14 protein-coding genes are annotated in these 12,925 nt (G+C 64.2%); 4 read left to right on the forward strand and 10 right to left on the reverse strand.

Annotated elements, in window-relative coordinates:
- Positions 1-210 precede the first annotated feature (210 nt).
- Positions 211-351 carry a DUF1127 domain-containing protein gene (locus E5X34_RS28325; RefSeq protein WP_071074868.1) on the forward strand — a complete coding sequence of 47 codons (141 nt, stop codon included), beginning with the start codon at positions 211-213 and terminating at the stop codon, positions 349-351.
- Between the two features lie 256 nt (positions 352-607).
- Positions 608-1,306: a DUF1013 domain-containing protein gene (locus E5X34_RS28330; protein ID WP_292571808.1), complete on the forward strand. Its 699-nt coding sequence runs from the start codon at positions 608-610 to the stop codon at positions 1,304-1,306.
- Positions 1,307-1,378: 72 nt separating this feature from the next.
- On the opposite strand, the gene E5X34_RS28335 is transcribed toward E5X34_RS28330, so the two are convergent.
- From E5X34_RS28335 to E5X34_RS28345, 3 genes are all read right to left on the reverse strand, one after another.
- Complete coding sequence (locus E5X34_RS28335; protein ID WP_292571811.1) at positions 1,379-2,098, reverse strand: YafY family protein; 720 nt, start codon at positions 2,096-2,098, stop codon at positions 1,379-1,381.
- Positions 2,099-2,116: 18 nt separating this feature from the next.
- Positions 2,117-2,257: a hypothetical protein gene (locus E5X34_RS28340; protein ID WP_292571814.1), complete on the reverse strand. Its 141-nt coding sequence runs from the start codon at positions 2,255-2,257 to the stop codon at positions 2,117-2,119.
- A gap of 206 nt (positions 2,258-2,463) precedes the next feature.
- Positions 2,464-2,628, reverse strand: coding sequence for a hypothetical protein (locus E5X34_RS28345; protein ID WP_116397974.1), 165 nt, complete (start codon positions 2,626-2,628; stop codon positions 2,464-2,466).
- A gap of 204 nt (positions 2,629-2,832) precedes the next feature.
- Here E5X34_RS28345 and E5X34_RS28350 point away from each other — a divergent pair, with 204 nt between their 5' ends.
- Complete coding sequence (locus tag E5X34_RS28350) at positions 2,833-2,994, forward strand: hypothetical protein (RefSeq protein ID WP_108702902.1); 162 nt, start codon at positions 2,833-2,835, stop codon at positions 2,992-2,994.
- 15 nt (positions 2,995-3,009) lie between these two features.
- Here E5X34_RS28350 and E5X34_RS28355 read toward each other — a convergent pair whose 3' ends face one another.
- From E5X34_RS28355 to tkt, 7 genes are all read right to left on the reverse strand, one after another.
- A complete protein-coding gene (locus E5X34_RS28355; protein ID WP_292571818.1) occupies positions 3,010-3,735 on the reverse strand; it encodes an SGNH/GDSL hydrolase family protein in 726 nt (241 codons plus the stop codon).
- 62 nt (positions 3,736-3,797) lie between these two features.
- A complete protein-coding gene (locus tag E5X34_RS28360) occupies positions 3,798-4,532 on the reverse strand; it encodes a thioredoxin family protein (protein ID WP_292571821.1) in 735 nt (244 codons plus the stop codon).
- A gap of 152 nt (positions 4,533-4,684) precedes the next feature.
- Entirely contained in the window at positions 4,685-5,710 is a 1,026-nt protein-coding gene (locus tag E5X34_RS28365) for a class I fructose-bisphosphate aldolase (protein WP_292571823.1), read from the reverse strand.
- A gap of 117 nt (positions 5,711-5,827) precedes the next feature.
- A complete protein-coding gene (locus E5X34_RS28370; RefSeq protein WP_292571826.1) occupies positions 5,828-7,024 on the reverse strand; it encodes a phosphoglycerate kinase in 1,197 nt (398 codons plus the stop codon).
- A gap of 161 nt (positions 7,025-7,185) precedes the next feature.
- Positions 7,186-9,075, reverse strand: coding sequence for a potassium/proton antiporter (locus tag E5X34_RS28375; protein WP_292571829.1), 1,890 nt, complete (start codon positions 9,073-9,075; stop codon positions 7,186-7,188).
- Positions 9,076-9,232: 157 nt separating this feature from the next.
- Positions 9,233-10,243: a type I glyceraldehyde-3-phosphate dehydrogenase gene (gene gap, locus E5X34_RS28380; protein ID WP_292571833.1), complete on the reverse strand. Its 1,011-nt coding sequence runs from the start codon at positions 10,241-10,243 to the stop codon at positions 9,233-9,235.
- 155 nt (positions 10,244-10,398) lie between these two features.
- Positions 10,399-12,387 carry a transketolase gene (tkt, locus tag E5X34_RS28385; protein ID WP_292571836.1) on the reverse strand — a complete coding sequence of 663 codons (1,989 nt, stop codon included), beginning with the start codon at positions 12,385-12,387 and terminating at the stop codon, positions 10,399-10,401.
- 263 nt (positions 12,388-12,650) lie between these two features.
- On the opposite strand from tkt, the gene E5X34_RS28390 reads away from it, so the two are divergent.
- Positions 12,651-12,923, forward strand: coding sequence for a DUF4164 domain-containing protein (locus tag E5X34_RS28390; protein WP_023763725.1), 273 nt, complete (start codon positions 12,651-12,653; stop codon positions 12,921-12,923).
- Positions 12,924-12,925: the final 2 nt, after the last annotated feature.

The following is a 12,925-nucleotide window of genomic DNA, read 5'->3' on the forward strand; positions in this document are numbered from 1 at the left end:
GACTAGGGGACTAGGGGACTAGGGGACTAGGGGACTAGGGCACGCCCCTCGTTCGCCCTACTGCCCTATTCCCTTACTCCCCTACTCCCTTCTTTTGGTGCAATGCACAAAACGCATTGCGGCCATGCAAAAGCGTCCGTTCATTTCTTGGGCAGGCATGCCTATTTACGCGGCATCGAACGATTTCATCAAACGACTGGAGAAACTGAAATGAACCCGATCCGTGCTTTCCGTAAGTGGCGCATGTACAACGAAACCGTGCGCGAATTGAACAAGCTCAATGCCCGCCAGCTCAGCGACCTCGGCATCAACCGCGCCGACATCGAGCGCATTGCCCGTCAGGCGGTGTAATCAAAAACCAGCCCGGCCACAGGGCCAGGCTGGACAGGCAAGCCAGAGCCGTCGAGACGCTTGCTTCGTTTCCGGTTCCAAGCCCGCTGGACCTCGTCCAGCGGGTTTTGTCTTTTCAGGGCCTGTGAATCAGCCCTTTTCCAAAAACATTGCGAAAATTCGAGGGAGCGTTTATACAGGCCGCGAATTTCCCATTTTGGTGGCTCTAAAACCACCGCCCGCGCGGGAACGCGGGCGAACGAGAAGGATTTTTGACATGGCCAATACGCTGCTGATGCCCAAGGCGACCGCCGTCTGGCTGGTCGACAACACCGCGCTCTCCTTCGAGCAGATCGCGCAGTTCTGCGGGCTGCATCCGCTGGAGGTCAAGGCGATCGCGGACGGCGAGTCGGCGCAGGGCATCAAGGGCATGGACCCGATCATCACCGGCCAGCTGACGCGAGACGAGATCGCGCGCGGCGAGAAGGACACCAACTACCGGCTGAAGCTGTCGGAGCCGAAGGTTCGGGTGCCGGAATCGAAGCGGAAGGGCCCGCGCTACACGCCGCTGTCGAAGCGCCAGGACCGGCCGAACGCCATCCTCTGGCTGGTGCGCAACCACCCCGAGCTCAAGGATGCGCAGATTGCCCGTCTCGTAGGCACCACCAAGTCGACCATCGAGCAGATCCGCGAACGCAAGCACTGGAACTCCGCCAACCTGCAGCCGATGGACCCGGTGACGCTCGGCCTCACCTCGCAGATCGACCTCGACCTCGAGGTCAACCGCGCCTCGCGCGGCCGCGAGCAGCCGCAGCCCGTCGGCGACACGCTGTTGCCCGCCGCCCTCACCGAACGGCTGGTGCCGGCGCCGGAGAAGCCGAAGGACGAGGACCAGGAGCTCGACGCCAACGCCGTGTTCGCCAAGCTCTCGGCGCTGAAGTCGAAGGACAAGGACGAAGGCGACGATCAGGAGTAAGCCTTTCAGGGCACTCAACAAAAAAGCCCGCTTCGAGCGGGCTTTTTTGTTGGACAATGGCTTGGGAGGAAGTCACGTCCGCGCGGCGCGGTCGGGCGCCATGCCGTAATCCTCCGAGCGCTCGACGGCGCGGTAGAAATCGGCGAGCTGCTTGCCGCGCTCAGGCTTGAAGACACGCCCTGCGATGACGACCGAGGCGATGCGATCGATGCGGAAGGCGCGGAAATCGTCGCGCATCTCGCACCAGGCAACCAGGGTCCAGACCTTGCCCCAGAACCACAGGCCGAGCGGCCTGATGTCGCGCGCGGTGCCGCGCCCGGCCTCGTCGGAATAGTCGATGGTCAGCACCTGGCGTTTCTCGACGGCGCGCTCGATCAGGTCGATCGCCTCGCGCGCGGCATCGCTCACCACCCACATCGGCGTGTGGATCTCGGTGCGAGCGATGCGGTCCTTCTCGGTATCGGGAAGCACCGCGCCGATCTTGACCAGCGCCTCGTCGGCGGCCCTTGCCATCGCGGCGCCGCCGAAGGCGCGCACCATGCGGGCGCCGGCAACCAGCGCCACGATCTCGTCACGTGTGAACATCAGCGGCGGAAGGTCGAAGCCTTCCCTCATCATGTAGCCGACGCCCGCTTCGCCGTCGATCGGCACGCCGGTCGACTGCAGGTCGGCTATGTCGCGGTAAATGGTGCGCTCGGAAACCTCGAGCCACGAGCCGAGCTTCTGCGCGGTGACCAGCCGGCCACCCCGCAAATGCTGCACGATCTGGAAAAGCCTGTCGGCGCGGCGCATCGGTTTCTCCCCCGGGGTTTATGGCTTCAGCCCTTCGCGCTTGCACGCGGTCGTCACCAGCATCGATTGGCCTTCGACGACGTCGCCGACCGCGCGCGGCGACGGCTCGATGCCGTTGATGCCTGGCGTGTTCAGCCTGTCGTTCCAGCTTTTCACCATACGCGGATTACTCCGGATCGTCGGATCATGTTCGTTGTTGTCAGGATCGAAGCCGCTCCAAATACCGCATTCCTCCTGACAACATACTGTCAGGAGGGTGCAGCAAGCTACCGGCAAACAAAGGCTTCTTCCCTGAACTCAACATCACTGGCCGCCAATACATCTGGGCGCGGTGTCGCCACAATCCAAGTCGCGGCGGCAAGATTTCAGTTTTCGCGCACGCGGCCGGTGTAAAGGTCCGGCCAACCAATGTCCTTGCGGATATCCGCCGGCAGGGTGTTCAGGAAGCGCTGGGTGCGGATCTCGTTGCGCACGGTGCGGATACGGCCGACATAGTGCTGCACGCTGCGCAGGATGGTAAAACCGTTCATGACCTCACTCCTCTCTTTTCGATGAGAAGAGTATCTCACACCCCTCCTGACAGCAGTCTGTCAGGAGGTTGGCAGGGTGCAGAAGAAGGCGGCACGGTGCACCTTGCAGGGTCCGGATGAAGCCTATTCCTGTCAGGAGGTGCTCGGCCCGGTGGGTCTCAAGAACAGCTTTGACAGCCGCCATCGTTGCTGGTCAAAGGCGGCATGACGAAACTGCTCGCCCTAGTCATCTGCGGCATCATGCTGATCCAGGTCATCAAGCCGCTGGGCTGGCCGGGGCTGAAGCGGCGCGGCGATTTCTGGAAGCTGGCGCTGCTTGCGATGGCCGCGATATCGCTGGCGGCGGTGCTGGGGCACTGGGCTTAAATTCGGCCGACCCGGTTAGGCCGCCTCGTCGCCCAGCACGAAATCCAGCAGATGCTCGGCCCAGGCGCGGTAACCTGCCTCGGAGGCGTGGAAGCCGTCGGACGCGAAGCCGGCCTCGGGATTGGTGATCGGCAGGCGCGAGGCGGGCACGGCGCCGCGTTCGTTGCAGAGGCGCACGCCCATGCGGTTCATTTCGGTGGCGCGGATCTCGAGAATCCTGCCCAGCAGCGGCGGCATTGCCGGCGCGCGGGTGAATTCCAGCACCGGCGACCAGACCACGCGCGCTTCCGGCCATTTGGCGCGCAGCGCGTAGAGCAGCCCGCCGAACTCCCTCTTGAAGCGCGGCACGGAATGGAAGTTCTTGGTGTCGTTGGTGCCGATGGCGAGCACGATATGCGTCCATGGGTCGGCCGACAAATTGGGCAGGACATGGTCGCGGATCTGGCCGGATGTCGCCGAATTGAAGCCGGCGGCGCGCCAGCGCACGGCGCGGCCGCTTCGCTCGGCGATCAGGCCGGCAAGCTGCGCGGCAAGCCCGTGTTCGGATTGCTCGATGCCGACCGATGCTGCCGAGGAATCACCCAGGACCAGCAACGCCACGGGCAGCGCCTTGCCCGGTATTTCGTGCAGGACCGGACCCCGCGCGGGCAGCATGCGCGAGGTGCGGCGGCGCACGCCGAGGCCCTGCCAGACATAGACCGGGAAAGCGAGCCAGGTGAGGAGGGCAAGCAGCCGCTGCATGGCAAATCCGTTGAAAACAGCGGGAGCCTTAGCGCATCTTCAGGCCCAGGTGAACTAGACGATCACGCGCAGCAGTCCGGCCGGTCCTCGTCCTGGTATTCGTCGTGGAGGCGCACCCAATCCATCAGGTTGTGATAGGGGCCGGTCTCGCCGCGGCCTTTCGGCGTCATGTCGAGATAGTGATAGGCGCCGATCAGCGCGTCGCCGCCGCGGGCGCGCGACAGGAAGGTGAGGAAGATGTCGCCATTGCCATCGCGGTAGAAGACGCTGGTGCCGGGCAGGTCTTTCGACCGCAATGGTCGCTTCTCGAAATTGTAGGTGGTGTCGCCGGCCGCGATCTGCTTGTCGGTGAAGGAGACCTGCAGGTCGAAGTTGAAGTCCGACGCATAGGACGACACCCAGTCGAACTTCCAGCCCATGCGCTGCTTGTAAGGCAGGATCTCGGCCAGCGGCGCACGCGAGACGACGACCAGGGATAGGTCGTGGTGCTTGAGGTGCTGGTTGGCGCCGTCGATATGGTCGGCGAGGAACGAGCAGCCTTGGCAACGGTGATCACAACCTGGCGTCATCATGAAATGATAGACAATGAGCTGGCTCTTGCCGGAAAAGAGATCGCCAAGACGCTTCGGTCCCGCTTCGCTCTCGAAGACATATTCCTTGCGCAGCTTGAACCAGGGCAGCTGCCGCCGCTCGGCGGCAATAAGATCGCGGAACTTTGTCAGCTCCTTCTCGCGCTCGAGGTGCCTTCGATGCGCTTCGAACCAGTCCTCACGCGAAACCACGGCATTGCGTTGCATGACCATCTCCTGTCCTCTCCTGCCAAGGACGTTCGACATCGGCTCAACCCGACATAGTCGCCGTTGTTTCGCTGCTCAGGTAGGAATGCGGCCCGCAAAAAACAAAACCCGGGCCGTGGGCCCGGGTTGTCGATGAACGAGATGGATAAACGTCAGGCGGCTTTTTCAAGCGCCGGCTGCCATTTCCCGAGCGCCGCCAGATGGTTCATATGGGCCCGGTGGGTGAAGGCGGCCTGGCCGGCGGCGACGTTCGAGGCCTTGCCGCTCCATGCCTTCTGTGGCGCGGCCTGCAGCGCGCGCCCATAGGAGAAGGTCAGCTTCCACGGATGCGGGCCGATGGCGTTGATGGCGTTGAGGTTGGCGGTCGCCTCCTCGTCCTCCTGGCCGCCGGACAGGAAGGCGATGCCCGGCACCGCCGCCGGCACCACTTCGCGGAACAGTTTTATCGTCTTTTCGGCGATTTCCTCGGGGCTGTCGGTCCTGCCCGACTTCTTGCCGGAGATGACCATGTTGGGCTTCAGGATCGAGCCTTCCAGCACGACACGCGCCGCATAGAGCTCGTCATAGAGCTTGACCAGTGTCGCCTTGGTGACGTCGTAGCAGGTGTCGATCGAATGCGCGCCGTCCATCAGCACTTCCGGCTCGACGATCGGCACGATGCCCGCTTCCTGGCAGAGCGCGGCGTAGCGGGCCAGCGCATGGGTGTTCGAGGCGATCGAGTTGGCCGAGGGAACGCCCTTGCCGGTGTCGATATCGATCACCGCGCGCCATTTGGCGAAACGGGCGCCGAGCTTGTAGTAGTCGGCAAGCCGCTCGCGCAGGCCGTCGAGGCCCTCGGTGATGGTATCGCCTGGAAAGCCGGCGAGAGGCTTGGCGCCGAGGTCGACCTTGATGCCCGGAATGGAACCGGCCGCCTTGATGATGTCGACCAGCGGCGTGCCGTCGGCGGCCTTCTGGCGGATGGTCTCATCATAGAGGATGACGCCGGAGATGTATTTGGACATTGCTTCCTTGGCGCGGAACATCATCTCGCGATAGTCGCGCCGGTTGTCGGCGGTCGACTCGACGCCGATGACGTCGAAACGTTTCTTGATGGTGCCGGAGCTCTCATCGGCGGCCAAAAGGCCTCTGCCGCCGCTCACCATCGCGGTGGCGATATCTTCGAGACGTTCGCTCATGGGTGCTCTCCTACGCTGCGTTTGTTCCGCGCTAGCAGAACATTATCGCCAAAGGAATGACCCCGGAAAGCGCGAATCGATTGAAAGCCGCGCCGGCTTTGCCTTGTCTCGGACTGTTTACCGCTTCAGCACTTCGACGCCGGGCAGCGGCTTGCCTTCCATCCATTCGAGGAAGGCGCCGCCGGCGGTCGAGACATAGGTGAAGTCGTCGGCGACACCGGCATGGTTGAGGGCGGCCACCGTGTCGCCGCCGCCGGCGACCGAGACCAGCTTGCCTGCCTTGGTGCGGGCGGCCGCGTGCTTTGCCGCCGCCACCGTGGCGCGATCGAAGGGCTCTATTTCGAAGGCGCCGAGCGGGCCATTCCACACCAAGGTCGCGGCGCGGTCGATCCAGTCGGTAACGCTCTGCACGGTCTTCGCGCCGACATCGAGGATCATGCCGTCGGCCGGCACGGCCTCGATGGCAACGGTCTGGCTCGCGGCACCCGCCTTGAATTCCTTGGCCACCACGCCGTCGGTGGGCAGGATGATGGCGCAGCCGGCTTCCGCAGCCTCGATCATGATCTGCTTGGCGGTGCCGGCAAGATCGTGCTCGCAAAGCGACTTGCCGACGTCGGTGCCACGCGCGGCAAGGAAGGTGTTGGCCATGCCGCCGCCGATCACCAGCGCGTCGACCTTCTTCACCAGGTTCATCAAAAGGTCGATCTTGGTCGAGACCTTGGCGCCGCCGACAATGGCGACCACCGGCCGTACCGGATTGCCGAGGCCCTTTTCCAGCGCGTCGAGCTCGGCCTGCATGGTGCGGCCGGCATAGGCCGGCAGCCGGTGCGCCAGGCCTTCGGTCGACGCATGCGCGCGATGCGCGGCGGAGAAGGCGTCGTTGACATAGATGTCGCCATTGGCGGCGAGCTTTTCCGTGAAGGCCGGGTCATTCTTCTCCTCGGCCTTGTGGAAGCGGGTATTTTCGAGCAGCAGCACGTCGCCGTCCTTCATGGCGGCAACGCCTTCGGCGGCTTTGTCGCCGATACAGTCGGCGGCGAAGCCGACGGGGCGGCCGAGAACCTCGGCCGCGGCCCTGGCGATCGGCTCCAGCGAGAACTCGGCCGACGGACCCTCCTTGGGGCGGCCGAAATGCGCAAGCAGGATGACCTTTGCGCCTTTCTTCGAGAGCTCGGCGATGGTCGGCGCGATGCGCTCAATGCGGGTGGCGTCAGTCACCTTGCCGTCGGCGACGGGAACGTTGAGGTCGACGCGCACCAGGACGCGCTTGCCGCTGACAGCGCCGATGTCATCGAGTGTCTTGAAGCCGGCCATGATCCGTTCCTTCCTGGTGCGTTGAGGCAATTCCGGACGGAAAACCGCCCACATCTTTCATGGAATTGCTCTAGCGAAAACGCGGGGACCTTACCCGGCAGCGGCGGCGATGCAAGAGCCGCGTTAAAGCGCGCGCGCAAAAATAATGTCGCGATGAGACATCAGCCTTCGCCGGTTGCCTTTTGCTCGCCCGGTGCCGGCGCCACGGGATCGATCGGCACGTCCTCGACCGGCCGCTTTTCCACCGGCCTGCGCCAGTTGCGGATCAGCGCCGTTATGCGGTCGCCGATCTCGCCGGCGCTCATGAACACCGGCACGCGCGCCACCGGCGCGGTCGGCTCGAAGGACAGGCCGAGCCCGGTGATCCGTCCTTTCTCATCGACGTCGCGCACGATCAGCTCGATCGGCCCGATCATCACGCGATCAGCATATTCGGCATGGCCGCCGAGCCGCTCGGTAACGAGCGCCGCGACGGTGAGCTTCTGTTCGGCCTCGGTAAGGCCGGGCCCATAGGCCGCTTCCAGCTCCGCGGCGGAGCGGGCCGGATCGACGGCGAAGGCGCCGAAGAAGTCGGCGTCCTCGGGGTCGACCACGGCGCGGCTGGCGAAAAGCTTGTCGAGCAGGCGCGGATAGCGATCCGGCACGAAGATATAGACCTGGTCGCCGGCGGTGAGACGGCCCATGTCCTGGAAGCGCATCGAGCGGCCATCGCGCAGCACCAGCGAGGGCCTTGCCCAGCGCGGGATGCGCTCGCCGCGCGCCACCGGGCTGCCGGGTGCTACGCGATAGGCAAGCAGTTCGTGATGGGCTGAGCCCGGCAGTTCGAGCTCGACCTTGTCCAGGGGCCCGAGACGGGCCGGCACGATCAGGCCGAGGCGGCGCGCCAGCGGCCCGACCGTCCAGCCTTGCACCACCAGCGACACAAGCACGATGATGAAGGCGGCGTTGAAGATCAGGCGACCATGCTCGAGGCCGCCGAGCAGCGGCGTGATGGCAAGCAGGATCGAAACCGCGCCGCGCAGGCCGACCCAGGACACGAAGGCGACCTCGGGGCGCGGCAGGCGGAACGGGATCAGGCAGAGCCAGACGGCCAAAGGCCGCGCGACGAAGATCAGGAAAAGGCCGAGCAGCACCGCCGGCACCAGGATCGCCGGGAACTGCGAGGGTGTGGCGAACAGGCCGAGGATCAGGAACATGATGATCTGCGCCAGCCACGACATGCCGTCCTGGAAACGCCTCAGGATGGTGACGGCGCGGATGTCGGAATTGCCGGCGATCAGCCCGGCAAGGTAGACGGCGAGGAAGCCTGAGCCGCCGACCGCGCCGGCGGCGGCAAACACCATCAGCGACAGCGTCAGCACGAAGATCGGCAGCAGGCCGTGATCCAGGTTGAGCCGCTCGACCAGACGCACGATGCCGAAGCCGCCGAGGACGCCGATCACGGCGCCGAGCCCCATATTGGCAAGGAAGCCAAGAAAGAGATTGGCAGCCAGCACGTTGGCCTCGGGGTTTGCATGCGCGGCGATGATCTCGACCAGGGTGATGGTGAGGAAGATGGCGATCGGGTCATTGGTGCCGGATTCCACTTCGAGCGTCGATCGCACGCGCTCGCGCAGATGGATCTCGCCGGCGCGGAGCAGGAAGAACACGGCGGCCGCGTCGGTCGAGGCGACGGCGGCGCCGAGCAGCGAGGATTCCAGCCAACTGAGCTTGAGAAAATAGGAAGCGGCGACGGCAAAGATGCCGGTGGTCAGGATGACGCCTATCGTGGCCAGCGACAGTGCCGGCCCGGCCGCTTGCTTCAGCGCGTTGAGCGGGGTGCCGAAACCGGAGTCGAACAGGATGATGGCCAAAGCCAGTGAGCCGGCAAAATAAGCCAGCCGCGCATTGTCGAATTCGATGCCGAGGCCGTCGACGCCGGTGGCAAGCCCAATGCAGAGGAAGAGGAGCAGCAAAGGAGCGCCGAAGCGGAAGGCGATCAAGCTCGAAAACGCGGCGGCAACAATGAGCGCGGTGCCGACCAGCGTCACAAGATAGATCGCATGCTCCATCCGCCAGTGCCCCTCAAGTCCCTCTCATTTGTCGATTTAAGGGAGAGTGGGGCGAAGACATGACCAGTGCAAGGCAACAGCGTGGTTTTTGGCTCGGCCGGCCAATAAAAAACGCCCGGCCGAGCCGGGCGTTTCAAAACTCTGAAGCGAGCCTGGATCAGGCGATGGTCTTGCCGAAGGCGACGGCGGTGTCGCCCATGCGGTTCGAGAAGCCCCATTCATTGTCGTACCAGGACAGGACCGAGACGAAGTTGCCGTCCATGACCTTGGTCTGGTCGAGGGCCACGATCGAGGAGTGCGGATCGTGGTTGAAGTCGATCGAGACGTTCGGGTGATGCGTGACCGAGAGCACGCCCTTCAGCTTGCCCTTGGAGGCGGCGATCAGCGCTTCGTTGATCTCCTGCGGCGTGGTCGAACGCTTGGCGATGAACTTCAAGTCGACGACCGAGACGTTCGGGGTCGGCACGCGGATCGAGATGCCGTCGAGCTTGCCCTTGAGTTCGGGCAGGACCAGGCCGATCGCCTTGGCGGCGCCCGTCGAGGTCGGGATCTGCGACAGCGCCGCGGCGCGGGCGCGGTAGAGATCCTTGTGCATGGTGTCCAGCGTCGGCTGGTCGCCGGTATAGGAGTGGATCGTCGTCATCATGCCCTTCTCGACGCCGACCGTCTCGTGCAGCACGGCCGCCAGCGGAGCCAGGCAGTTGGTGGTGCAGGACGCGTTCGAGATGACGATGTGGTCCTTGGTCAGCTTGTCGTGGTTGATGCCGTAGACCACGGTGAGGTCGGCGCCGTCGGACGGGGCCGAGACGATGACGCGCTTGGCGCCGGCGGCGAGGTGCGCGGCGGCCTTGTCGCGGGCGGTGAAGATGCCCGTGCATTCGAGCGCGATGTCGACGCCGAGCTCCTTCCACGGCAGCTGGGTCGGATCCTTGATCGCGGTGACCTTGAACTTCTCCTTGCCGACCGAGATCTGGTCGCCGTCGACGGTCACCTCATGCGGGAAGCGGCCATGCACGCTGTCGTAGCGAAGCAAATGCGCGTTGGTCTCGACCGGGCCGAGGTCGTTAACGGCGACCACGTCGATATCCTTGCGGCCGGATTCATGGATGGCGCGCAGGATGTTGCGGCCGATACGGCCAAATCCGTTGATGGCAACTCTGACGGTCATTGTTTTCTCCCTAGGGACTGGGGGCGATTGGGTCCGCTGCTTCATAGCGGCCATGAGCCAAAGAATCCAGCCGCAGAAGGTCGAACTTAAATCGATTAGGTTAGTCCAGCATGGCGGAGCCGCGTATTTGCGGCCCCGCGAATTGACGCAGCCGGTCAGCCGTGCAGACGAGTCTCGACCGCTTTCGCCGCGGCCTCGGCGGTGATGCCGAAATGCGGATAGAGCTGCTCGATCGAGCCAGAGGCGCCAAAACCGTGCATGCCGATGAAGATGCCGTCGGTGCCGATCAGGTGATCCCAGCCCTGGCGGATGCCGGCCTCGATCGCGACCTTCACCTTGGCGTTGCCGATGGTCTTCTTGCGGTAGTCATCGCTCTGCAGGTCGAACAGCTCGAAGCAGGGCACCGAGACGACGCGGGTCGGATGGCCGTGGTTTTCGAGCAGGTCGCGCGCGCCGAGCGCGATCTCGACCTCGGAACCGGTGGCGAAGATCGTCACCACCGCCTCGCCGTTTGCCGCGGCGAGCTCATAGGCGCCCTGGCTGGAGAGGTTCTTCGCCGAATGTTCGGTGCGCACGGTCGGCAGGTTCTGACGGGTCAGCGCCAGGGTCGACGGCGTCTTTTCGGATTCGAGCGCGATCTGCCAGCATTCGGCGGTTTCCACCGCGTCGGCCGGGCGGAAGACGTTGTGGTTCGGGATGGCGCGCAATGCCGCCAGATGCTCGACCGGCTGGTGGGTCGGGCCGTCCTCGCCAAGCCCGATCGAGTCATGCGTCATGACGAAGATCGAACGGATGCCCATCAGCGAGGCAAGGCGCATCGACGGACGGGCGTAATCGGAGAAGCACATGAACGTGCCGCCATAGGCGATCAGGCCGCCATGCAGCGTCAGGCCGTTGATTGCCGCCGCCATGCCGTGCTCGCGGATGCCGTAATGGACATAGCGCTGACCGTAATCGTCGGACGTGATGTTCTTGGTCTGGCTGGTCTTGGTGTTGTTGGAGCCGGTCAAGTCGGCCGAGCCGCCGATGGTCTCCGGCACCCCGCCGTTGATGACTTCCAGCGCCATTTCGGAAGATTTGCGGGTGGCGACCTTCGGCTTGTCGGCCGAGAGCTTCTTCTTGTAGTCGGCGATGACAGCGTCGAAGTTGGAGGGCAGCTTGCCGGCAATGCGGCGTTCGAACTCGGCTTTCAGCGCCGGCTCGGCCTTGGCGAGGCGGCCTTCCCAGTCGGCGCGCGCCTTGGCGCCGCCGGCGCCGACGGCGCGCCAGGCGTCGAGGATGTCGGCTGGAATCTCGAAGGGCGGCGACTCCCAGTTGAAGAATTTGCGCGCGCCGGCGATTTCCTCGGCCCCAAGCGGCGAACCGTGCGCCTTGTTGGTGCCGGCCTTGGTCGGGGCGCCGAAGCCGATGGTGGTCTTGCAGGCAATCATCGTCGGCTTATCGGAATGGCGCGCCGCCTCGATGGCATAGGCGATCGCTTCCGGATCGGTGCCGTCGATATGGCTGGCGTTCCAGCCGGAGGCCTGGAAGCGGGCCACCTGGTCGGTGTTGTCGGCCAGCGAGACCGGGCCGTCGATCGAGATGTTGTTGTTGTCCCAGAAGACGATCAGCTTGTTGAGCTTCAGATGCCCCGCCAGCGCGATGGCTTCCTGGGAGACGCCTTCCATCAGGCAGCCATCGCCGGCCAGCACATAGGTGTAGTGGTTGACGAGGTCGTTGCCGAAGGCGGCGTTCATGATGCGCTCGCCGAGCGCGAAGCCGACCGAATTGGCAAGGCCCTGGCCGAGCGGACCGGTGGTGGTCTCGATGCCGGCGGCATGGCCGTATTCGGGATGGCCGGCGGTCTTGGAGCCGAGCTGGCGGAAGTTCTTGATCTGATCGATCGTCATGTCCTCATAGCCGGTGAGGTAGAGGAGCGAATAGAGCAGCATCGAGCCGTGGCCGGCCGACAGGATGAAGCGGTCGCGGTCGGCCCAATGCGGGGCCTTGGCGTCGAATTTCAGGAAACGGCTGAACAGAACCGTGGCGATGTCGGCGCAGCCCATCGGCAGGCCGGGGTGACCGGAATTCGCCTTCTCGACGGCGTCCATGGAAAGGAAACGGATCGCGTTGGCCATCCGATCATGTTGTTCACGCGAGGTCATGCTTCCTCCGGAAGTGGGGTTGGAGCCTGGGGAGAACCCTTGGAAAAGGATGCCGCGACACATAGCAGGCGCGGCCTTTTAGTCAACAAATCGGGATGGATTTTGCCGGGCTTGTGATGGCATCGAGCGCCTTACATTAGCGATAGCGGGGGACAGTCGCGAGAGCTTTGTTGACGCGCCCTTCACCCGGCGCCTAATCTTTCCGAGGTAACGCGTTCTGAATACGCGCGATTCGGTGATGGGCAGGGCATAGGACGAAGGCCATGACCGGGGAAACGACCCTCAAGGAAGTCATCGCCAGGCTGGGCAAGGCCATGGAAGGGCTGGAAAACGCCGTGGCGGCGAAGCTCGAGCACGAGCGTGATTATTCGGAAGCCGAGGCAGAGGTGCAGCGCATGAACGCCGATCGGTCGCGCCTGGCGCAGGAGCTCGACAATTCCGAAGCTCGCGCCGAGCGTCTTGAAGACGCCAACAAGGAAGTGTCGCGGCGGCTTGTGACCGCCATGGAAACCATCCGCGCGGTTCTGGACAGGTAGGG

The organism is Mesorhizobium sp. (assembly GCF_004963255.1).
Taxonomy (GTDB): Bacteria; Pseudomonadota; Alphaproteobacteria; order Rhizobiales; family Rhizobiaceae; genus Mesorhizobium.